The 20,879-nt window shown below is 63.4% G+C and carries 18 protein-coding genes and 1 pseudogene; 12 read left to right on the top strand and 7 right to left on the bottom strand.

The annotated features are described in order from the left end of the window. Positions 1 to 119: 119 nt before the first annotated feature. On the bottom strand, positions 120 to 944 hold the full coding sequence (locus tag JQ609_RS22555; RefSeq protein ID WP_212275006.1) for a L,D-transpeptidase: 825 nt from the start codon (positions 942 to 944) through the stop codon (positions 120 to 122). 309 nt (positions 945 to 1,253) lie between these two features. Here JQ609_RS22555 and JQ609_RS22550 point away from each other — a divergent pair, with 309 nt between their 5' ends. Next, complete coding sequence (locus JQ609_RS22550) at positions 1,254 to 2,039, top strand: protein phosphatase CheZ (protein ID WP_212209639.1); 786 nt, start codon at positions 1,254 to 1,256, stop codon at positions 2,037 to 2,039. Between the two features lie 108 nt (positions 2,040 to 2,147). Here JQ609_RS22550 and JQ609_RS22545 read toward each other — a convergent pair whose 3' ends face one another. Then, entirely contained in the window at positions 2,148 to 2,663 is a 516-nt protein-coding gene (locus JQ609_RS22545) for a hypothetical protein (protein ID WP_212209638.1), read from the bottom strand. A 361-nt stretch (positions 2,664 to 3,024) separates the two neighbouring features. On the opposite strand from JQ609_RS22545, the gene groES reads away from it, so the two are divergent. The 4 genes from groES to JQ609_RS22525 all read left to right on the top strand — a co-directional run bounded on the left by groES (position 3,025) and on the right by JQ609_RS22525 (position 8,226). Further along, on the top strand, positions 3,025 to 3,321 hold the full coding sequence (gene groES, locus JQ609_RS22540; protein ID WP_192738881.1) for a co-chaperone GroES: 297 nt from the start codon (positions 3,025 to 3,027) through the stop codon (positions 3,319 to 3,321). 247 nt (positions 3,322 to 3,568) lie between these two features. After that, positions 3,569 to 5,215 carry a chaperonin GroEL gene (gene groL, locus JQ609_RS22535; RefSeq protein WP_212209637.1) on the top strand — a complete coding sequence of 549 codons (1,647 nt, stop codon included), beginning with the start codon at positions 3,569 to 3,571 and terminating at the stop codon, positions 5,213 to 5,215. A gap of 117 nt (positions 5,216 to 5,332) precedes the next feature. Beyond that, positions 5,333 to 6,535 carry a hypothetical protein gene (locus JQ609_RS22530; protein WP_212275005.1) on the top strand — a complete coding sequence of 401 codons (1,203 nt, stop codon included), beginning with the start codon at positions 5,333 to 5,335 and terminating at the stop codon, positions 6,533 to 6,535. Between the two features lie 152 nt (positions 6,536 to 6,687). Beyond that, complete coding sequence (locus JQ609_RS22525; RefSeq protein ID WP_212275004.1) at positions 6,688 to 8,226, top strand: NAD(P)/FAD-dependent oxidoreductase; 1,539 nt, start codon at positions 6,688 to 6,690, stop codon at positions 8,224 to 8,226. 432 nt (positions 8,227 to 8,658) lie between these two features. Here the strand turns inward: JQ609_RS22525 and JQ609_RS22520 are convergent, their stop codons facing one another. Next, the gene (locus JQ609_RS22520; protein WP_212209634.1) at positions 8,659 to 8,835 is read right to left on the bottom strand and encodes a hypothetical protein; all 177 of its coding nucleotides are present in this window, start codon (positions 8,833 to 8,835) and stop codon (positions 8,659 to 8,661) included. Continuing rightward, entirely contained in the window at positions 8,828 to 9,043 is a 216-nt protein-coding gene (locus tag JQ609_RS22515) for a hypothetical protein (RefSeq protein WP_212275003.1), read from the bottom strand. The genes JQ609_RS22520 and JQ609_RS22515 overlap by 8 nt, the downstream gene beginning before the upstream one ends. Before the next feature lie 304 nt (positions 9,044 to 9,347). Between JQ609_RS22515 and JQ609_RS22510 the strand changes: the two genes are divergently transcribed. The 6 genes and pseudogenes from JQ609_RS22510 to JQ609_RS22490 all read left to right on the top strand — a co-directional run bounded on the left by JQ609_RS22510 (position 9,348) and on the right by JQ609_RS22490 (position 15,983). Then, the gene (locus JQ609_RS22510) at positions 9,348 to 9,797 is read left to right on the top strand and encodes an Hsp20 family protein (protein ID WP_212275002.1); all 450 of its coding nucleotides are present in this window, start codon (positions 9,348 to 9,350) and stop codon (positions 9,795 to 9,797) included. Between the two features lie 83 nt (positions 9,798 to 9,880). Next, positions 9,881 to 10,208, top strand: a pseudogene (locus tag JQ609_RS35195) (hypothetical protein). A gap of 883 nt (positions 10,209 to 11,091) precedes the next feature. Then, entirely contained in the window at positions 11,092 to 12,786 is a 1,695-nt protein-coding gene (locus tag JQ609_RS22505; protein WP_212275001.1) for a GMC oxidoreductase, read from the top strand. Positions 12,787 to 12,879: 93 nt separating this feature from the next. Beyond that, positions 12,880 to 14,355: an amidase gene (locus JQ609_RS22500; protein WP_212275000.1), complete on the top strand. Its 1,476-nt coding sequence runs from the start codon at positions 12,880 to 12,882 to the stop codon at positions 14,353 to 14,355. A 42-nt stretch (positions 14,356 to 14,397) separates the two neighbouring features. Then, positions 14,398 to 15,312, top strand: coding sequence for a PaaI family thioesterase (locus JQ609_RS22495; RefSeq protein WP_212274999.1), 915 nt, complete (start codon positions 14,398 to 14,400; stop codon positions 15,310 to 15,312). Between the two features lie 188 nt (positions 15,313 to 15,500). Further along, entirely contained in the window at positions 15,501 to 15,983 is a 483-nt protein-coding gene (locus JQ609_RS22490) for a dCMP deaminase family protein (protein WP_283813793.1), read from the top strand. Between the two features lie 51 nt (positions 15,984 to 16,034). On the opposite strand, the gene JQ609_RS22485 is transcribed toward JQ609_RS22490, so the two are convergent. Both JQ609_RS22485 and JQ609_RS22480 read right to left on the bottom strand, forming a co-directional pair. Further along, a complete protein-coding gene (locus tag JQ609_RS22485; RefSeq protein WP_212274998.1) occupies positions 16,035 to 16,811 on the bottom strand; it encodes a potassium channel family protein in 777 nt (258 codons plus the stop codon). A 62-nt stretch (positions 16,812 to 16,873) separates the two neighbouring features. Next, positions 16,874 to 18,157 carry an MFS transporter gene (locus tag JQ609_RS22480; RefSeq protein ID WP_212274997.1) on the bottom strand — a complete coding sequence of 428 codons (1,284 nt, stop codon included), beginning with the start codon at positions 18,155 to 18,157 and terminating at the stop codon, positions 16,874 to 16,876. A 376-nt stretch (positions 18,158 to 18,533) separates the two neighbouring features. Here JQ609_RS22480 and JQ609_RS22475 point away from each other — a divergent pair, with 376 nt between their 5' ends. Next, positions 18,534 to 19,541 (top strand): tripartite tricarboxylate transporter substrate binding protein, encoded by a 1,008-nt coding sequence (locus JQ609_RS22475; RefSeq protein ID WP_212274996.1) that lies wholly within the window; start codon positions 18,534 to 18,536, stop codon positions 19,539 to 19,541. A 208-nt stretch (positions 19,542 to 19,749) separates the two neighbouring features. Here the strand turns inward: JQ609_RS22475 and JQ609_RS22470 are convergent, their stop codons facing one another. Next, positions 19,750 to 20,745 (bottom strand): MBL fold metallo-hydrolase, encoded by a 996-nt coding sequence (locus tag JQ609_RS22470; RefSeq protein ID WP_212274995.1) that lies wholly within the window; start codon positions 20,743 to 20,745, stop codon positions 19,750 to 19,752. Positions 20,746 to 20,879: the final 134 nt, after the last annotated feature.

Genomic DNA, 20,879 nt, shown 5'->3' with positions numbered 1-20,879 from the left:
GACATACAAAACCAACAGACATCTGTGGTTATGGGTCCCGGCCTTCGCCGGGACGACAGCGATGATTGCAAAACGGCCGCTCGATCGAGCGGCCGTTTTTTTTCGAGACCTGGTTTTGCTCAGATCACAACAACCTTGGCGCCGACGCCGACGCGGCCGTAGAGATCGATCACGTCTTCATTGCGCATCCGGATGCAGCCGGACGAGACGTTGGTGCCGATGGTCCAGGGCTCGTTGGAGCCGTGGATGCGGTAGAGCGTCGATCCCAGATACATCGCGCGGGCGCCGAGCGGATTCTGCGGACCGCCTTCCATGTGCCGCGGCAGATCGGGACGCCGTGCCAGCATTTCCGGCGGCGGGGTCCAGGCCGGCCATTCCTTCTTCGCCGAAATCGTCTTGACGCCGGACCAGGTGAAGCCGGGGCGGCCGACGCCGATGCCGTAGCGCAAGGCCTTGCCGTCGCCCTGCACCAGGAACAGGAACTTGTTGGGCGTATCGACGACGATGGTGCCGACACCTTCCTTGCCGTGATAGTCGACAACCTGCTTGTTGTACTTCGGATCGACCGGGCGCTGTGCCGGCTCGAGCGCCTCTTCCTGCTGCTGACGCATCGGTTGTTGCGGATCCATCGGCGGCAGGGTGCCGCGCCTTCCGCCATATCCGTACCCCGGCTGCTGCTGGTAATCCGGCTGCTGCTGATAGACCGGCTGCTGCTGATAGCGGCCGCCCTGCACCGGCCCATCGCCGAACAGGAATTCAATGAAGCCGCCGCCCATTTGCGAACGTTCGGCATAGGCGGTGCGTACCGGCGCAGGTTGCGCGGGCCGATTGGCGTAGATCACGGTGGGTTCGGCGAGCGGAGAGGCGTCGATCGCCAACGCAGAATCGGAGAAGCCAAGGCACGACACGCCCGCAAGGAGCGCGAGAGACATTTTTCTGAACATCGACGTACTCTGTACTGTTTCGTCACTGTTAGATCTTGGCGACGCCTGAGCGGCGCCGTTGCACGTGGTCAATAAAGGGTCAAAACCACATCGGTTTGGTAAACAGAAACGGCGTTTGGATTCACCACGTCACAGGTTGCGCGCTGATTTGCCCGGTAGCGTTTATTTTGAGTGAACGCCGCACACGCATGGTTAATCCCTGGTATGCGCTTCGCGGAACACTGCGCCGCGATGTGTTCCCCGCGTGAACCTCACGTTAAATCGCATCTGTCTAAAACAGGTCACGGAGTTAAGGGGTGGGAATACATCATGTCGGTTAGTCGCAAACGTTTTCGTATCGAACAGGCCATTTTGGGCGATGTGCCAATACCGGTGTCCGCGGCTGCCGAAGGCGGCGACATCGGCCCGATGCATCGCGAGATCATGAGCGAGCTGCGCTCGATCCGCGCCCAGATGGCCGCGGGCGGTCAAGGCCGCTCAGTTGTGACTGAATCGGCGGAAGCGTCGGTGGCGCGCGAGGTTGCCGAAGCCCAGGCGCTGCTGGAAACCTATCGTGCCCAGATCGAGCAGTGTGAAAAGCTCAAGGTCGAACTCGACCTCATTCACGACGCCATCAACCGCACCAAGCGCGAAATCGCAACGCTGCACGGCAAGAGCTTTGACGGCGGCGAAATGGCCAAGGTCAATGGCGAGCTCGGCGCCGTCGTCGGCGGAACCGAGCAGGCCACGCAGCAAATTCTCGAAGCCACCGAGGCGATCGACCAGGCGGCGACCGCGCTGTCCAAGAACACTTCGCCGGACCAGCAGAAGCTGCTCAGCGAGGAAATCCAGGAACGCGTCATCGCGATCTTCGAAGCCTGCAATTTCCAGGATCTCACCGGTCAGCGCATCAGCAAGGTGATGACCACGATGAAGTTCATCGAGAACCACATCAACGTCATGATGGACATCTGGGGTGGCGTCGACGCGCTGAAGGCGCACGCGACCCCGATCGTCGACACCCGTGAAGGCGACGCCAAGCTGCTCAACGGTCCGAAGCTCGACGGCGACGTCGGCCATGCCTCGCAGGACGACATCGACGCGCTGTTTGATTAGGAATTCCGGCGCGCCGGGCGACAACGCCTGGCGACGTCACGTCGAAAAAAAAACGCCGGCGCGGAGCCGGCGTTTTTTATTGCGGATGAGGTTAAGGCTTTTGTGGTCTCACGCGCGCGGCGCGCAGCGGACATAGACCATGTTGCCGTAACGAACCCCGGCATCCTTTTCGACGAAGCGGGTCACCAGCACACGGCCGTCGAACGAGACGATCTCGCGATCCTGCTCGCCCGGGGTCGCTCCCGCCGGGCCGATATAATTCTTGCCGCTCGGAGAGCCCTTGAGGCGCAGTTCCTGCGGGGTCGCCTGGTCGGCCAGATGCATGACCACGCCCCCGGAGGTGCCGGCGGTGATCACATAAGGCTGCCTGCACTGATCGCGGGCCATCTTTTCGGTGCGGGCCCGGTCGTTCGGATTCTGATACGAGGCGAGACCCCAGCGGCCGACGATCTCGTCGGAGCGGATCGTCGCCGGCATCTCGGGCGCGACGCCCGGCTCGGGCGGAGGCGCGGAACTTGATGACAGCGACGGCAGGCTCATGCTGCTGCACGCCCCCAGGATTATCGTGAGCGCCGAGGCGATCGCCAGATTGGCAACCACGCGCGCAGTACCGGACCCGATCATCGCATTCCCCCAAACAAGTTTTTTGGCCGCACCCGTCCTGCAGCCAACCGTAAAACACGTGCCGGAGCAATGACGTCCATCAAATTACGCCGCCGCTCCGATTTGGTTTCTCAGGGAGCATCCTATATTGGCCTCACCAAGGCCTTAACCTTTTTTGGGCCTTAACCCCCCTTGCTTGACAGGATCGGCGCCAAGCCATATTCCCCGGGCCATACATTAGCACTCAAATGCGACGATTGCTAAGGCAAGAATTGCCCGGGGAGTTTGGCCGTCCCGCCCGGGACGGTGTCGAATACCCGGCATTAGCAGCCATTTTGATGGCAATCAGACCTGAAACCAAGCCTTCCAAAGAGGAAACCTCATGGCCAAATCCAAATTCCGCCCGCTGCATGACCGCGTCGTGGTCAAGCGTATCGACGCCGAAGAGAAGACCAAGGGCGGCATCATCATTCCCGACAGCGCCAAGGAAAAGCCCTCGCAGGGCGAAATCACGGCCGTCGGCCCGGGCGGCCGGGACGAAGCCGGCAAGTTGATCCCGATCGACCTCAAGGTCGGCGACCGCGTGCTGTTCGGCAAATGGTCGGGCACCGAGGTCAAGCTGGACGGTGAGGAACTCCTCATCATGAAGGAATCCGACATCATGGGCGTGCTGGTTTAAGCACGCCTGACTGCCGCCGCACCCTCATTCGTCGGCGCATCCCTTCTTCCCTTCTCCCCTTGTGGGAGAAGGTGGCGCGCAAAGCGCGCCGGATGAGGGGTCTCCATCCGCGGAGACAGACCCCTCACCCGTCTCGAATGAGCTGATGCTCATTCGATCCACCCTCTCCCACAAGGGGAGAGGGGAAGAGGCCCCGGCGACGACAAGCGGCAAGCGACCGTATTCATCCAATCAGGAGTAAATCCACATGGCTGCCAAAGACGTTAAATTCGCCGGAGACGCCCGCGATCGCATGCTGCGCGGCGTCGATATCCTCGCCAACGCCGTGAAGGTGACGCTCGGCCCGAAGGGCCGCAACGTCGTGATCGACAAGAGCTTCGGCGCCCCGCGCATCACCAAGGACGGCGTTACCGTCGCCAAGGAGATCGAACTCGAGGACAAGTTCGAGAACATGGGCGCGCAGATGCTGCGCGAAGTTGCCTCCAAGACCAACGACACCGCCGGTGACGGCACCACCACCGCGACCGTGCTCGCCCAGGCGATCGTGCGCGAAGGCGCCAAGTCGGTTGCCGCCGGCATGAACCCGATGGATCTGAAGCGCGGCATCGACATCGCGGTGCTGGCCGTGGTCAAGGACATCGAAAAGCGCGCCAAGCCGGTCGCCTCCTCCGCCGAAGTCGCCCAGGTCGGCACCATCTCGGCCAATGGCGATGCCGCCATCGGCAAGATGATCGCGCAAGCGATGCAGAAGGTCGGCAATGAAGGCGTCATTACCGTCGAGGAAAACAAGTCGCTCGAGACCGAAGTCGACATCGTCGAGGGCATGAAGTTCGACCGCGGCTATCTGTCGCCCTACTTCATCACCAACGCCGAAAAGATGACCGCCGAGCTCGAGGACGTCTACGTGCTGCTGCACGAGAAGAAGCTCTCCGGCCTGCAGGCGATGCTGCCGGTGCTGGAAGCCGTGGTGCAGTCCGGCCGTCCGCTTTTGATCATCGCCGAGGACGTCGAGGGCGAGGCGCTGGCGACGCTGGTGGTGAACCGTCTCCGTGGTGGACTGAAGGTCGCCGCCGTCAAGGCGCCGGGCTTCGGCGATCGCCGCAAGGCGATGCTGGAAGACATCGCGATCCTGACCGGCGGTCAGCTGATCTCCGATGAGCTCGGCATGAAGCTGGAAAGCGTCACCGTCAACATGCTCGGCCGCGCCAAGAAGGTGGTGATCGACAAGGAGAACACCACCATCGTCAACGGCGCCGGCAAGAAGCCGGCGATCGAGGCCCGCGTCAGCCAGATCAAGGCGCAGATCGAGGAAACCACCTCGGACTACGACCGCGAGAAGCTGCAGGAGCGTCTGGCCAAGCTCGCCGGCGGCGTCGCGGTGATCCGCGTCGGCGGTGCGACCGAGATCGAGGTCAAGGAGAAGAAGGACCGCGTCGAGGACGCGCTCAACGCAACCCGTGCGGCCGTGCAGGAAGGCATCGTGCCGGGCGGCGGCGTAGCGCTGCTGCGCGCCAAGAAGGCGGTCGGCCGCATCCAGAACGACAATTCCGACGTTCAGGCGGGCATCAACATCGTGCTGAAGGCGCTGGAAGCTCCGGTTCGCCAGATCTCGGAGAACGCCGGTGTCGAGGGCTCGATCGTGGTCGGCAAGATCCTCGAGAACAAGTCCGAAACCTTCGGCTTCGACGCCCAGACCGAGCAGTATGTCGACATGGTCGACAAGGGCATCATCGACCCCGCCAAGGTGGTGCGCACCGCCCTGCAGGACGCTTCCTCCGTCGCCGGCCTGCTGGTGACCACCGAAGCCATGGTCGCCGAGCTGCCGAAGGAAGCGGCTCCGCCGATGCCCGGCGGTGGCGGCGGCATGGGTGGAATGGGCGGCATGGGCTTCTAAGTCTCGCCGACCAATGCAATCATCGAAGGCCGCCTCCGGGCGGCCTTCTTTTTTGGCGACATGATCTGGAGGTTTGCTACTTACGACGACGCTGATTCTCTCCCTTGAGGAATTCCCATGCGCGCACTCCTGCTCTGCCTGCTCGGTCTGGTGACGGCCTCGGACCTGGCTTTTGCCCAGATGAAGCTCCCCTCCAAGGCAGCACCGGCACCCGGCGGCAGCGAAGTCAGGTACTTCACCTCGATCGACGGATTGATGGGCGGCAATGCCGACGTGGTCCTCAAGGAGATCCGCCAGGGTAAAACCGTCACCGCGGCCGTGCTCGACGTCTGCTACCCCGTCGAAAAAGGCTCCGACCGCAAGGACCGCTTCGTCGCCAACCTCACTGTTAATGGCCAGAGCCTGACCGGCTCGACGCAAAGCATCGGTGACAAGCTGCCGGTCACCGTGAACCTCGCGCGCAAGGCCAGCGCCGACGGCTTCGAATTCCGCGGCCGGATCACCATCGGCCAGGCGGTGACGGAAGTGGCCTCGACCGACAATTCCGATCTCAGCGAGAAGGAGTTTTTGGACAACCAGACCACCGATGACGGCATCACGCCAACGCCGAAGGACTTCACCGAGGTGTCGCCGGAATCCATCGGCGTGCGGATAAAGCTGGATGCGGCGCTGGATTTCCTCAAGAGCCTGAAGGGCCAGGAGGTGGAACTCGGCCTGAGCAGCCTCTCGATTTCCTGCGACGCGCTGCGCGCCGGCGAACAGACCATCAATCTCACCGCCGATCCGGAGCGGTCGGCGGCGCTGATCGCCAAGGCGAAGTCGACACCAGGTGTGGTCACCGCGGGATGGACCACCGGCATCGTCGAGATGGACCGCACCATCCGTTTTGCCGCCGCCGACTGGCGCGATGGCGACAAGATCAACAAGGACAAGATCGCCGCCGCAGTATCCGCGGTGCTGTCGAAGACGCTCGCGGCCAAGGCGGCCGGTGCGGCGTGGAACGCCAACACCGGCAAGCTGACGCTGACCTTCAAGCGGCCGAGCGAGATCTACCCGGCGCTTGGCCTCACCGACAGCATCGAGGTCACCGCGCTCGTCTCGCCCGACAAGCCCGGCGCGTCGGACCGGCTGATGCTGTGGATCTCGAGCCCGGTGACATCGACCATCGACGAAGGCGCAGGTCCCAAGCTGAACCTGTCCGAAGGCGCCGGCGGCGAGGAGGAAGGCGGCGAGCCGGAAGACGATAATGGTTCGGTCGAGGCGCTCGCCAGGGAGTTCAAGGGCCAGCGCTGGGACATCGACAAATCGGCCTGGAAATAGCGGTTTTCAGCCGTTCCCTTTCTCGATCCTTTCTAAATCGCTGAAGGCGGCTTTCCGCGCACCGCTCCATGCGGTCAGCGCATTTGACATGCCGCACCCGAGCGGCAATGAAACACCCTGATCTTGCAATGGCTTCCAGGGTGCCACGCTGAATGACACGTTATGATGTCGTGATTGTCGGCGCCGGCCTTGGCGGCCTCACAGCTGGAGCGATCCTGGCGCGCGCCGGCCGCAAGGTACTGGTGGTCGAGCGCAGCAATTCGGTCGGCGGTGCGGCGTCGAGCTACAAATCCGGCGAGCTGTTTGTCGAGGGATCGCTGCACGAGACCAGCGACCCGAACGACCCGCGCGACCCCAAACATGACGTGCTGACGCGTGCCGGCGTGATCGACGCCGTCAAATGGATTCCGTCCGGCGCGTTTTACCAGGCGCGCGGCGGCCCGCTCGATCAGCCGTTCCTGATGCCCGACGATTTCGACGCCGCGCGCCGTGCGTTGACCGAACGTTTCCCGGAGGCCCGCGCCGGCATCGATCAATTGCTCAGCGAGATGCAGCATATCGTCGGCGTCATGAGCCGGTTCTCGCAAGGCGACGACGCAACGGAGACCCCGCGCGACCGTCTGGGCACCCTGATCAAGCTTTTGCCTGACGCCGCGGATTGGCCGTTGTCGCTGTCGCAAAAGCTCGACCGCGTATTCGGCGATAATGAAGCCGTCAAATGTGCGCTTGCCGCCAACCTGTCCTATTTCCACGACGACCCCGCCACGCTGTGGTGGATCTATTTCGCGATGGCGCAGGGCAGCTATCTGCAAAGCGGCGGCCGCTACGTGCAGGGCGGCTCGCAGCGGCTTTCCAGCGCGCTGGCGCGGGCCATCAAGGTGGCCGGCGGCGAAGTGCTGCTGCGCCGTGTCGTCAGCGCCATAGCGCTCGGCGACGGCGCCAAGTCCATCACGCACACCGCCAAGGACGGCAGCGATCCCCGGACCGTGCAATGCGCGCGGATCATCGGCAACGCCGCGCCCGCAGCGCTCGAACCCCTGATGCAGGCGGACGCCGCCAAGCAACTGAGGCAAACTTATGCCCGGCAAGCGCCCTCGACCTCGCTGTTCGCGCTGACGCTGGGGCTGTCAAAACCGCCGTGCGAATTCGGTATCGCCGCCTACTCCACGCAATTGCTGCCGCCCTGGATGAAGCGATTGACCGACTATGCGCAAGGCGCAGCGCTGATGGCGGAAGAGCCCGGCGAGCGCATGCCGCCGATGTCGGTGGTGGACTATGCCGCGATCGATTCCGGCGTGCCAGCGCCGCCCTATGTGCTTTCGATCCTCGGCCCCGATCTGTTGTCGAACTGGGACGCCTCCGACATGGACGCCTATCGCGAGAAGCGCGGGCGCTGGCAGGAGGCGATCGTGCGCTATCTCGCCGCGATCTATCCGGGGCTTGGCGAGGCCGTCGTTGCATCCTCGTTCAACAGCGCGCTGTCGGTGCGGCAATATCTCAACGCCCCCGACGGCGCCGTTTACGGATTTGCGCCGACCCCGCCACAGGCGATCTGGAGCAACCCGTTCCGCTCGCCGCGCACGACGGTATCAGGGCTTTATCTGGCCTCCGCCTATGCCGGCTTCGGCGGCTACACCGGCGTCGTGCAATCGGCCGGTGTCTGCGCGGATATGATCCTGCGGGAAGGGTGACACGCGCCGGTCGTCATTGCGATTCTGCTCTCTCCACGCGTCGTCCCGGCCTTGAGCCGGGACCCATACTCCGCGGCGGTTGTTGTTTCAGAAGGTCGCTAACGCCTGCGCTCTCACCGATGGGCCGCGGCGTATGGGTCCCCCGATGCGCAATTGCGCATCTGAGATCGGCGCTCGCGCTGCTCGCTTGTCCGGGACGACGAAAATTATTCTCGCGACGCGCTGCGCACGAGTGGTTGCTGCCGCTTCTCCCCAAAACAAGGGAGCAGGGAATGCCGGATGCGCGCTGCACCCACGTCCGCACCTGGTTAGGAGAGCGGATTTACGTCGTTGCTGATCCGTCCTACGCGCTGGGCCGTAGCTCTCCCACGGTCTGGCTCTTTCCGTCGACGATCGGGCAGCGCACCCGCTGCAGCTCCGCTTCACCTCCACCTAGGCAGCGCGCCGCTGCTCTGCGGGGGCATATCGACTCAACGCCGAAAGTTCCCGGTCTATGCGTGCCTGCAAGGCTCGGCGTTCTTCGTCAGAAGAGGATGAATCGCGCAGCCTGCGATAATGTTCGATGACCTTTTCATGCCCGCGAACGAGGAAAGCATCGAGCTCAGACATGGCCCGCCCTCCCGGCTGCGTTCGGCGGGACAGGCAGAGTGAATGGAAAGGTATTTTCCGAAAGGGAGTTCAGGGCGGACTGTTCTTCGTCCATCCGGCGCATAATGTAGGCACGTTCCAGGTCCGATAGCTGCGTCGCGAGCAGCCTGCGGTAGCGATGGATATTGTCGCGGTGGGCACGCAAGCGGGCAAGTTTTTCATCCAACATCATCGTCTCCTGACGGTCGTCGTGTTTTCCTTTGAGACTGGAAGGGGAAAGGCCCCGCGGAAAAATTAGGCGGCCGGCCTTTACTGTCAAGCCGGCTGATGCCTGAAAAAATCGGTAACCAATCGGCCGCCTCACCCCCAAAAAAAATTTCGCGCTCCCCTTGAACTTTTTTCCACTCTGACAATTCTTATGGTCGCCGCAGACAAAGCGGCCGGGGTGCCCATCGGGGCCCCGGACATGAGGCGGGCGCCGGAAGGTGTCCGGTGCCAGCTCGTACCCAACTTGCTCTTTGGAGGATTTGGCTATGAGGTATGATTGGACTCCCCTGTGGAGGTCGACGATTGGCTTCGACCGCCTGTTTGACGTTCTCGACGAGGTCCAGCGGGCCAGCGAAGAGAGCTATCCCCCCTACAACATCGAACGTCTCGACGAAAACCGCTTCCAGATCTCGGTGGCGCTCGCCGGCTTCACGCCGGACGAGGTGGCGCTGACCATGGAGCAGAATGTCCTGACGCTGGAAGGCCGCAAGGCCGACAAGGACGAAAAGACCTTTTTGCATCGCGGAATCTCCACGCGGTCATTCAAGCGTCAGTTCACCCTGGCCGACCACGTCGACATCAAGGGTGCACGCTTCGAGAACGGCCTTCTGGTCATCGAGCTTCAGCGGGAAATCCCCGAAACCATGAAGCCGCGCCGCATCGCAATCAGCGACGGCACCGGCAAGGTGAGCCAGATCGAGGCCAAGGCGGCCTGACCGACTGAACCATCAGGATCGATCGCCGCGCGGGGCTTCCCGCGCGGCAGCTCATCAACACGTCTATTGATTTGGAGGCAGCCATGCGGCCGACGCCCGCACAGCACGATAACGTGTTCGACTTCGACTTTTCTGCTCCGTCCCGGCACGGCATTCGAACATCCCCGGGATGTGGTTTGTCACCCGGGTCTAACGCTTGCCGAGAAGCGCGCCATCCTCGCATCCTGGGCTTCCGATGCCTCTGCGATGGCATCATGTCCCACATTGCGCGCGCCTGAAGGGCTGAGAGCGCCCGTCCACATCGACGACATCCTGGCAGCGCTCTGCGCGCTCGACGGAAACGGACCGCGCCATCCGCCCGGCGGAAAGCCAATGCGCCTGCGCTCAACCGTGCGCCAAGCTGCAGCCTGATCCAGCGGGAGGAACAATGGAAAAGTCCAGCGAATTGCCGCGCGAATTCGAACGGGTCGAGAGAGCGCTGGCACAAAATCTGGAAAACGAGGTGCGGGCCTGGAGACACGGTCGGTCGCTTCGACACAGCATAACCGCAACCGGCGTTCCGGTCTTGCGACGGTCTGCGCGAAAGCCTCGTCCCCTACGGGCCGACGCTTGGAGATGAGCATGCCGTATCACGTCTATACGAGGAGCGGCCCCAGTGCCTTCGGGGTGATCGTTGAAACGGCGCGCGATGCTGTCACAAAGGCCCGCAATTTGCTGAAGAAGGACATCCAGAGGTCCTGATCAAGGACCTTCTTGGGCACATTCTCTCTCATGCCGAAGTCGCCGCCCTGGCTGAAGGCGAAGATGGCCAGGGCACGTAGAGTCCGTCCCGGAACGGCCCCAAGCGGCCCGCCAGCACGCCGCAGCCGATTCTCGCCCGTCTCGCCGAGGTGATGCCGAAGATCCTGCAGCGGCCCGACATCACGGAGAAGCTGGCGGTTCAGGGCATCGTGTCGCGCAATTCAGGGCATCGTGTCGCGCAACATGACCGATGCCGAGCTGCGCGCCTTCGTCCGCTCGGAATCGGACAAGTTCGCCAGGATCATTCAGGACGCCAACATCACGTTCGCCAATTGAGGCCGGCGTAGCACAAGTCATGTCGACACCGGCCATCGACATGATCTTGCGCGGGGTTGACTTCAGCTTCGATCTTGAGCATCGCGCTTTTGAGCGTCGTGTGCGGGCGACGCCTCATGCTGCAATAGCGAAGCGGTGACGACGGCAGGCGTGACCCGGACGCGGAGCTGCGCTACCTTCCCCGGCAACAAGACCAACAATACGGGGAAATACCAAAGTGTATGACACGATTATCGTAGGCGGCGGTTCGGCTGGTTCGGTCATGGCGCATCGGCTGTCAGCCAAAAGCGGCCACAAGGTCCTGCTGTGCGAGGCGGGCCAGGACACCCCGCCCGGCAACGAGCCGGCCGAGATCAGGGACAGCTATCCCGGCACCGCCTATTTCGATCCGCGTTTCCACTGGACCGAACTCAAGGTCACGACGCAGATCGTCAGCCATAACAATCCCAACGAGGGGCGGCCGCCCTTACGCAAATACGAACAGGCGCGGGTTCTGGGCGGTGGCTCCTCGATCAACGGCCAGATGGCCAACCGCGGCGCGCCGACCGACTACGATGAATGGGAAGCGCGAGGCGCCACCGGCTGGAACTGGAAGGACGTGCTGCCCTATTTCAAAAAGGTCGAGCGCGACCTTGATTTCGACGGGCCGTACCATGGCAAGGATGGCCGCATCCCGGTGCGACGCATCCCGAGGGAGCACTGGACCAAGCATTCGCAGGCTTTCGCTGACGCCTTCCAGCAGGCCGGCCATCAATTCCTGCCGGACCAGAACGGCGAGTTCGTCGACGGCTATTTCCCCGTGACGCATTCCAACCAGGCCGAGCAACGCGTCTCGGCCGCGATGGGCTATCTCGATCGCGAAACGCGCAAGCGCGCCAATCTCACGATCTCCACCAACACGCAGGTCAGGGAATTGCTGTTCGAAGGCACGCAGTGCGTCGGCGTGAAGGCCGTCGTTGACGGCAAGGAGCAGGAATTCCGCGGCCGCGAGATCATTCTGTGCAGCGGCGCCATCCATTCGCCGGCTCATCTGCTGCGCGCCGGCATCGGCCCGGTCGGTCACCTCAAGGACATGGGCATTCCCGTGCTGGTGGGGCTTGAAGGTGTCGGCCAGCGCCTGATGGATCATCCCTCGATTTCGCTGTCCTCCTTTGTCCGCCGCGGCGCGCGCATGAACGGGCATACCAGGCGTCACATGCAGGTCGGCTTGCGTTATTCGTCCGGACTGCCCGGCGTGCCGAAGGGCGACATGTTCGTCGTGGTGCTGAGCAAATCGGCCTGGCATGCGGTCGGCGAGCAAATCGGCTCGGCGCTGACCTTCGTCAACAAGACCTATTCCGAAACCGGACAGGTCAAGCTCGCCTCGCGCGACCCGGCGGCCGAGCCGATCGTCGAGTTCAACCTGTTGTCCGACCGGCGCGACCTCGATCGGCTGATGAGCGGTTTCCGCAAGATGGCCGCGGTGCAAATGAGCGACGCCGTCAGGGCGGTCACCGACAAGCCGTTCCCGGCCTCCTATACCGACCGCGTGCGCAAGATCGGCGTGGTCAACAACAAGAACAGGATCCTCACCAAAATCGCCGCCACCCTGATGGACGGCCCGGCGGCGCTGCGCCATTACATGATCGACAATTTCGTGGTCGAAGGTTTTTCGTTCGACGACGTGATCAACGACGACGAGGCGCTGGAGAGCTTCGTGCGCAAGGGGACCATCGGCGTGTGGCACGCCTCCTGCTCGTGCCGGATGGGCCGGCCGGAGGACCCGATGTCGGTCGTCGACACCGAGGGCCGCGTCAAGGGCGTGCAGGGGCTCCGCGTGGTCGACGCCTCGATCTTCCCCGTCGTGCCCTGCGCCAACACCAATTTTCCGGTGCTGATGTCGGCGGAGAAGATTGCGGCCTCGATGCAGTGAATGCACCGGGGCAGCAATTCCCGTTGCATGCCCATTGATTGACTTGGCACGCTGCGAACCTAAAGTTGGTTCGCACCGAAGGAATTGCACCGCATGACTTTGCCGATGAACTGGAACGAATGGGCGCAGCACGACGGCGTGGCGCTGGCGGAGCGTGTCAGGAAAGGCGAACTGACGGCACAGGAATTGGCAAGTCAGGCGACCGCAGCCATCGCCAAGGTCGATCCGGCGCTGTCGGCCGTGGTCGAAGTGTTTGAGGACGCGATCGACGATCCCGCCAAGGCCGGCGCCAATCTTGCGGGACCGTTTGCCGGCCTGCCGTTCCTGATGAAGGATCTGGGCCCGACCATGCAGGGGCGCCTGCAGGAAATGGGCTCGCTGCTGATGCGCGGCAACCGCGCCACATCAGATACGTTCCTGACATCGAAGATGCGCCAGGCCGGACTGAATTTGATCGGACGGACGACGACGCCGGAGTTCGGCGTTTGCAGTTCGGCGGACAATCCGGCCGTCTACGTCACGCGCAACCCGTGGAATACCGACTACACCACCTGCGGATCGTCGGCCGGCAGCGCCGCGATGGTCGCGGCGGGCGCGGTGCCGATCGCGCATGCCACCGACGGCGGCGGTTCGATCCGCATTCCGGCCGGCGTCAACGGCAACATTGGCCTGAAGGTATCACGCGGCGTGTTCTCGCTGGCGCCGCATCTTTCCGATCTGTCGGGGCTGGTGTCGATCCAGGGCTGCCAGTCACGCACCGTGCGCGATACCGCCGCCTTCGTCGATGCCTGCCGCGGTCCCGCGCCCGGCGAATTGATGCCGTTCTGGACCGCGCCGGAGCCTTATCAGGAGATGATCAAGCGCGATCCGGGACGGCTCAAAATCGCGCTCTCGCACCAATGGGGCGACTACCAGGCGACACCGCAGATCGCCTCCGAGCTGAAAAAGGCCGGACAATTCCTCGAAGGCCTCGGCCATCACGTCGATTACGCGTTGCCCGCGGTCGACTATCGCGCCGCCTTTGACGCCCAGACCACCTGCTACATCAGCAATTTTGCGGTCGTGATCAGCAACATGCTCGCCGCCCGCGGGCTCGAAAAGCCGCCGGCGGATCTCATCGAACCGGTCAACATCCGGATCTGGGAAGCCGGCCGGCACACGACGTATGCCGAGCGGGCGCGCATGCAGGCCGTCTTCAACACGACGTCGCGCGGCTTCGGCGCATTCTTCGAGGAGTGGGACATCATCCTGACGCCGATCACCGCGCTGCCGACGCCGAAGGTCGGCACCAAAGAATATCTGACCATCTCGGACAATCCGTCGGTGCTGGACTGGTTCGGCAATCTGTGGCGCAATTTTGCGTTCACGCCGCTCGCCAATCTGTGCGGGATTCCTGCAATCTCGCTGCCGATGGCGCAGCATGAGCATGGCTTGCCACTCGGCATTCAGGCCCAGGCCAGGCAGGCCAATGACGGGCTGCTGCTGCAGCTGGCGGCGCAGATCGAGCGCGCGCTCGGCGGCCAATGGAACTCGGGACGGAAGCCCGGCGTGCACGCGACGAACGGTTGAGCCGTCTTTGGCTCATCCATCAATATGGTCTAGAACGTCCGTATGTCCGAAGCATCAAAAGTCGACATGCCGCTGCCGTTTGACGAACTGGCTGACGCCATCAAGAGCCACCGCTCCGTCTATGGGCACATCAGTGGACTTCAGCTCGACCGCGCCGCCCCTGGCGAAGCCTGGTCAAGCCTGCCCTACCGCCCGGTCTTCGTCGGCGACACCGGGACCGGCGTACTTCACGGCGGCGTTGTCACCGCGATGCTCGACGAGAGCTGCGGCATGGCGGTCCAGCTCGCGCTCGACGGGACGCGCGCGATCGCAACCCTCGACCTGCGCATTGATTACCTGAAGCCGGCAACGCCCGGCCTCGACATAAGGGCGCACGCGATCTGCTACCGTGTCACCCGCTCGATCGCCTTCGTGCGCGCGACCGCCTACCAGGAGACCGAGGACGATCCGGTCGCCACCGCAACGGCCTGCTTCATGGTCGGCGCCAACCGCACCAACATGCTCAAGGGCCGCTCGAGGGAGGATCTCGCGCTGCCGACGCTTGAAGCGCCGGAAGATCCGGCAGGCCCGTTCGCCCAAAGCCCGTTCGCGCGCGCCCTCGGCATCCGCGTCAGTGAGGACGGCACGCTGGTGATGCCGTTCTCACCAACGATCATCGGCAACCCGATCCTGCCCGCGATCCATGGCGGCATGACCGGCGCCTTTCTCGAAACCACCGCGATCGTCGGCGTGACGCGCGAACTCGGGGTGTCGCTGCCGAAGCCGATCGGGCTGACGATCAACTATTTGCGGTCCGGCCGCGCACTGGACAGCTACGCCAACGTCTCGATCGTCAAGCAGGGCCGGCGCGTCGTCGCCTTCGAGGCGCAGGCCTGGCAGGACGACCGGACCAAACCGATCGCCTCGGCGTTCGGGCATTTCATGCTGAGGCAGGCGCCGGGCGCGGACGAGGAATAGGCGTATCCTAACCGTTAAGCTTACGATCCAAGCGGTCATCGACAAGCGGCTACCGCCGGGCTTAAATCTGTCAGGCTGACCGCGGCCACACGGGCATTAACGGGATGTTGATGCTCTCGCTGTTGTCTCGCCATGGTTGATGGTGGAACATCGGCGCATAGAGCGCACTGATTTTTGAGGGAACGGTATTGCTGGATCCAAAATGGGATGAGCGATTTATGCTCCTGGCGCATCATCTGGCGAGCTGGAGTATCGAGAAAGGGCGGCGCGTCGGCGCCGTGATCGTCGGCCCCGATCATGAAATCCGCTCGACCGGCTTCAACGGACTGCCGCGCGGCGTTCGCGATGATCTCGAGGAGCGCCATTCCCGCATCACCGGCGCCAAATATATCTGGAGCTGCCACGCCGAACAGAATGCGATCTTCAATGCGGCCCGCATTGGCGTCGCGCTCAAGGGCTGCACCATCTACGTTCCCTGGTTTCCCTGCGTCGAGTGCACCAAGGCCATCATCCAATGCGGCATCACGGCGCTCGTCGCCTACGCGCCCGATCGGCCGAACTCGAACTGGGCCGAGGATTTTTCCATCTCCGGCCAGATGCTGAACGAAGCCAATATCGAGGTTCGGCTGATTCCCCGGCTCGCCGAACTACCCGACGCCACCGAAGAGTGAGGCGTAAGAGGCTACACCAAAGCGAAACCATCGCGGTTCCGCGCGGCTCGGCTACGTCGCCCCTTCGTCAGGAATATTCAGCACCACACCACACGCCTTGCAGTGCACGGCATCGCTGTCATGGCGCTGCAGGCCGCAGGACGGACAGGGAAAACGCACTTTACTCGGGGACAGCAGCGCGCGGGCAAGATTGAAGAACAGCGTCACGCCGAAGATCATGATCACGACCGTGATCATGCGGCCGAGCGTTCCGCGCAGGGTGATGTCGCCAAAGCCGGTCGTCGTCAGCGCCGTGACGGTGAAATACAGCGCGTCGGCGTAATTCGTGATCTGCTCGTTGCGAAATTTCTGGGTCTCGTAGACGATCGCGGTCATCACGAAAATGAAGACCGCGAGATTTGTGACGGCAAAGATCACTTCCTCGTTACGCCGGAAGAATGAGCTGTCACCGCGCAGCCGGGTCAGCATCTGAACCTCGCGCAGCAGCCGCAAGGTGCGCAGGATGCGCAGAAAGCCGCCCGCTTCTCCCGCCAGCGGGGCCAGGAACGAGGCGATCGCGATCAGGTCGGTCCAGGTCGAAAGGCGGGTAAATGCCCGCAACGGACGACGGTTGATGAACAGGCGCGCGGCGAAATCGGCCAGGATCACCGCGCCGAACAGGACGTCGAGCGTTTCGACGAGCTCGGTTGGGGGCAGGAACGACGTCACGACGATGAACAGCACCGTGACGATGTCGAACGCCAGCAGCGCATAGCGAAAACGGACGCCGGCTGACGTGGCGCCTTCGTAGAGCTGCCGGATATCGCCTTTCAGGGAGTCGAGCGTCATGGCGGCATGTTCACAGGTTTACCCGCATCATGGCAAGCCATGCAGGGCGCCGCGCCGAGGCGTCACGCGGTGGCCGCCCGGGCGCGCATCTCCTCGCTGGGCTTGACGTCCCGCGAGCGGCTGTAGATCGCAACGGCCAATATCAGCACCACCGTGAGCACGCCGAACAGAGCGCGGTAGGCGGTCTCGGAGCGGGCGCCATCGGCGAGAGGCTCGAACCCGCCGACGATGATGCCCGACAAGGTCTGCATGCAGGCGACGCCCAGCATCACGGCGGTGTTAATGGTCGCAATGCCGCGGCCGATCAGCCGGTCCGGGAAAATGCCACGGCCATGCGTCATCACCATGGTGCTGGAGGCGCTGAAGAAACCGATGGCGACGATGGCGCCGACGGGCACCCAGACGGGCGGGCGAGACGCGAGCGCCAGCGTCGCAAGCATGGATATGGTCACCATGGTGCCGCCGATGGCGATCCATTTGCGCGTGTCGAGCACGCGGTCCAGGGGGCCGAAGGCGACGATCCCAAGCTGGTAGGTGATCACGGCTGATAGCAGCACGTTGCCGGCCTCGATCGGGCTCATGCCATACACCTCGCGCAGGAACGAGCCGCCCCACAGGCCCTGAACGGTGAAGGTGCAGGCATAGTTGCAGAAATTCATCGCCAGGATCGGCCTCAGGCGCGGGTTGCCCAGCACCTCGATCAGGCCTTGCAGCATCTGGCGTGGCGGCTCCGGGGTGCGGTCGAGAAACGGATGGCCGGGCGGCGCGTCGCGCACCACCAGCCACACGGCGATGGTGGCAAGTGCGATGAAGACGACGACGGCACCGAACACCGCGCGCCAGCCGACGGCCTCCGAGGCCCATGCCAGCGGCGTGGTGGCGAACAGATTGCCGAGCAGTCCGATCGACAGCACCATGGCGGTGAGCGTGGAAAAACGATCCGGTGGAAACCAGCGCGAGATCACCACCATGCTGCCGATCAGCATGACGCCGAAGCCGGCGCCCATCAGCACGCGGCCGGTGAGCAGAACCGGCCACGTCGGCGCCAGCGTGAAGATCGCAGCGCCTGTCGTGGCGAGGATCAGCATGCAGGCCACGGTGCGCCGCGGTCCGAAATGGTCGAACAGAAGGCCACAGGGGATCTGCATCGCGGCGAAGCCGAAGAAGAACGCGCCGGTCAGCGCGCCCAACGCTTCCGGTCCGATGGCGAGGTCGCGCATCAGGTCGAGGCCGATGGTGACGTTGGCGGCGCGGAAAAAATGACTGGCGACATAGGCCGTGGCCAAGGTCGCGACGATGATCAGGCCCCGGCGGTGGGCAAAAGGGCGCCGCAACGCGGAGCTCATCGACTGGGGGGTATCCCTCTTGTTGTTTGATGCCTGGCAGGCGTTTCCAATCACCGAGCCTATGCGGCCTTGGCAGGCAGTTCAAGGTTCGGGCTATGATTGGCTGTTATCTCTGCTGCAGTGCATGATTCCAAGTCGTTGTCATTCCCCGATGCGCGATTGCGCATCTGAGGGCGATGCGCAGCATCGAACCCGGAATCCATCGGGCAACGGTGCACGCGGTTGAATGGATTCCGGGCTCGCGCTTCGCGCGCCCTCAGATGCGCAATCGCGCATCGGGGAATGACGGGGGAGAGTGTTTGCGCGCGCCGGGCTTGCGGTGAAATGAGGCCACCCATAAGAACGTGGATCGACATCGCTGGAGGGAGGCAATCTGGTGCTTAGGCTCTCACATCGTCGCAACATCATGAATGCCGTGATCACCTTTGCATCAACCATCGCCTTCGCATGCCCGCTGGTGGCAAGCGCGGCCGTGCATGCCGCCGAGTTTCCAGCGCGCAGCATCACGCTGGTCGTCCCCTACCCGGCCGGCGGCGGCGTCGACGCCATGGCGCGTGTGGTCGCGCAAAAACTGTCGGACGCATTCCGCCAGACCGTGACCGTCGATAACCGCGGCGGCGGCGGAGGAACCATCGGCACCCGCGCCGTGGCGCGCGCCGCGCCTGATGGCTACACGCTGCTGCTGGGCCACACCGGCACCCTCTCCATCAACCCCAGCCTCTACACCAAGCTCGGCATGGACCCGCGCAAGGATTTTGCGCCGATCGGTCTCGTCGCGTCGATGCCGGTGGCCCTGCTCGCGCACCCGTCGTTCTCAGCCAAGACGGTCGCTGAGGTGATCGCGTTCGCCAAAAAGGAGCCGGGCAAACTCAATATCGGCACGTCGCCGGTCGGCACCGGCGGGTACATGTGCGCGGAACTGTTCAAGGCCGAATCCGGTATCGATGCCGCTATTATTCCCTACAAGGGTACGGCGCCTGTCATGAACGACCTGCTCGGCGGCCATGTGCCTGTCGCGTTCGGCGTGCTGCCGCCGGCGCTCGGCAATATCGCGGCCGGCCAGTTGCGCGCCATCGCCGTCACCAGCAAGCAGCGCTTCTCGCTACTGCCTGACGTGCCGACATTCGACGAATCAGGGATGCCCGGCTTCGAAGCCGTGCTGCATTACGGGCTGCTGGCGCCGTCAGGCACGCCGCCTGACATCGTCGAACTCCTCAGCGCCGAGCTGCGCAAACTTGTCAGCGATCCGGAGGTGCAGAAACGCATCCGCCTCGAAGGCGGCGATCCCCTGGCCTCGACGCCGGCCGAATACGCAGACGATATCGACAAGGAAGAGAAGAAGTGGAGCAAGCTCGTGCATCAGCTCGGGCTGAAGGTGGAGTAGCGGCGGGACTCTTCTCCCTCTCCCCGCCCTTCGCGGGGTCGAGACGAGCGGAGCTCGCTCTTAGAGGGTCGGGGTGAGGGGCTCTCTCCGCCATTGCAGTCTATCGATAGACCTGTACCCCTCACCCGAAATTCGCTATTGCGAATTTCGACCTCTCCCCGCAAGCGGACGCAAGCGGGGAGAGGTGACCAGACCGCCGTCCCGCACATCAAATATTCGGATTCCACATCACCGGGATCTCCCGGTAGCCGCTGCCGTGTTTCTCGACATGCGCCAGCGACGGGAACGGGTAATGGAAACCCTGCACCCGCATCCGGTCGGCCACCAGCATGTCGTAGACCTTGCGGCGGGTCGCTTCCGCCATGGCGCCGTCCTGATCGTAAAAGGCGTGCCAGTCGGGATGGCGGACGAACAGGAACGGCACGTGGGTGACGTCGGACTGCACGTAGACGGAGTCCGAGCCGGAAGCGATCACGAACGAGCTGTGGCCGGGCGTGTGCCCCGGCGTGCCCTGCGCGGTGACGCCGGGAATCAGCTCCTTGCCCCATTCATAGGTTTTTACGCGCTTCAAAACCTCCGGCGTGAAGACGCGCCGCACATTCTTGAAGTTGCCTTCCATCCGGCCCTTGGGCGCGCGGCTCATCTCGCCGTCATCCATCCAGAACTGGTGCTCTTTCGCCGGCACGGCGATCTCGGCGTTCGGATAGGTCAGTGAGTTATCGTCCATCAGGACGCCGTTCATGTGATCGCCGTGATAGTGCGAGATGATCGCGACATCGACGGCGTTGCGGTCGATGCCCGCGGCGGCGAGGTTGGTCACGAACTGGCCGGCGGTGCCGTTGCTCTTCTTGTAATTGCTCTCGCCGGTGCCGGTATCGATGATCGCCAGCTTCGATCCGGTGTTGATGGCGATCGGGTTGTAGGGCGTGGTCATCATGTCCTTTTCCATGAAGACCTCGGCGAGAGCGGCGTTCACCACATCCTTCTTGATGTTGGTGACGTGATCCTCCGCCATCTTGAAGCGGTTGACGCCATCGGTGGCCACCGTCACCTCGATGCTGCCGATCTTGTAGCGGTACCAGCCGGCGGTCTGTTTGCCCGCAGGCGGCGCGGCGGCGCGGGCGGGCTGATTGAACGGCAGGCTCGTGGCCGCTGCCGCGCCTGCGGCAGCCGACAACAGATCGCGGCGCGTGAAAGCCGTCATAGGCGTCTCCCCTCAAATTTTATCCCGGGATTTGGCTCCCGAATTGGCGTGAACACTCCCGATTTCTGAGACCTTCCGCAAGGCGGAAGCGAAGGCGACATTCAGCCTTTGGTTAGGCGCACCATCCGGCCGCC

Origin of the sequence: Bradyrhizobium sp. AUGA SZCCT0169 (genome assembly GCF_018130085.1) — a bacterium.
Lineage (GTDB): Bacteria > Pseudomonadota > Alphaproteobacteria > Rhizobiales > Xanthobacteraceae > Bradyrhizobium.
This window is presented reverse-complemented; position numbering and strand designations above follow the sequence as displayed.

What these genes read in the sequence shown, in the direction of transcription:
- JQ609_RS22555 (WP_212275006.1), bottom strand. Translation starts at nt 944, where the DNA reads ATGTTCAGAAAAATGTCTCTCGCGCTCCTTGCGGGCGTGTCGTGCCTT.
- JQ609_RS22550 (WP_212209639.1), top strand. Translation starts at nt 1,254, where the DNA reads ATGTCGGTTAGTCGCAAACGTTTTCGTATCGAACAGGCCATTTTGGGC.
- JQ609_RS22545 (WP_212209638.1), bottom strand. Translation starts at nt 2,663, where the DNA reads ATGATCGGGTCCGGTACTGCGCGCGTGGTTGCCAATCTGGCGATCGCC.
- groES (WP_192738881.1), top strand. Translation starts at nt 3,025, where the DNA reads ATGGCCAAATCCAAATTCCGCCCGCTGCATGACCGCGTCGTGGTCAAG.
- groL (WP_212209637.1), top strand. Translation starts at nt 3,569, where the DNA reads ATGGCTGCCAAAGACGTTAAATTCGCCGGAGACGCCCGCGATCGCATG.
- JQ609_RS22530 (WP_212275005.1), top strand. Translation starts at nt 5,333, where the DNA reads ATGCGCGCACTCCTGCTCTGCCTGCTCGGTCTGGTGACGGCCTCGGAC.
- JQ609_RS22525 (WP_212275004.1), top strand. Translation starts at nt 6,688, where the DNA reads ATGACACGTTATGATGTCGTGATTGTCGGCGCCGGCCTTGGCGGCCTC.
- JQ609_RS22520 (WP_212209634.1), bottom strand. Translation starts at nt 8,835, where the DNA reads ATGTCTGAGCTCGATGCTTTCCTCGTTCGCGGGCATGAAAAGGTCATC.
- JQ609_RS22515 (WP_212275003.1), bottom strand. Translation starts at nt 9,043, where the DNA reads ATGTTGGATGAAAAACTTGCCCGCTTGCGTGCCCACCGCGACAATATC.
- JQ609_RS22510 (WP_212275002.1), top strand. Translation starts at nt 9,348, where the DNA reads ATGAGGTATGATTGGACTCCCCTGTGGAGGTCGACGATTGGCTTCGAC.
- JQ609_RS22500 (WP_212275000.1), top strand. Translation starts at nt 12,880, where the DNA reads ATGACTTTGCCGATGAACTGGAACGAATGGGCGCAGCACGACGGCGTG.
- JQ609_RS22495 (WP_212274999.1), top strand. Translation starts at nt 14,398, where the DNA reads ATGTCCGAAGCATCAAAAGTCGACATGCCGCTGCCGTTTGACGAACTG.
- JQ609_RS22485 (WP_212274998.1), bottom strand. Translation starts at nt 16,811, where the DNA reads ATGACGCTCGACTCCCTGAAAGGCGATATCCGGCAGCTCTACGAAGGC.
- JQ609_RS22480 (WP_212274997.1), bottom strand. Translation starts at nt 18,157, where the DNA reads ATGAGCTCCGCGTTGCGGCGCCCTTTTGCCCACCGCCGGGGCCTGATC.
- JQ609_RS22470 (WP_212274995.1), bottom strand. Translation starts at nt 20,745, where the DNA reads ATGACGGCTTTCACGCGCCGCGATCTGTTGTCGGCTGCCGCAGGCGCG.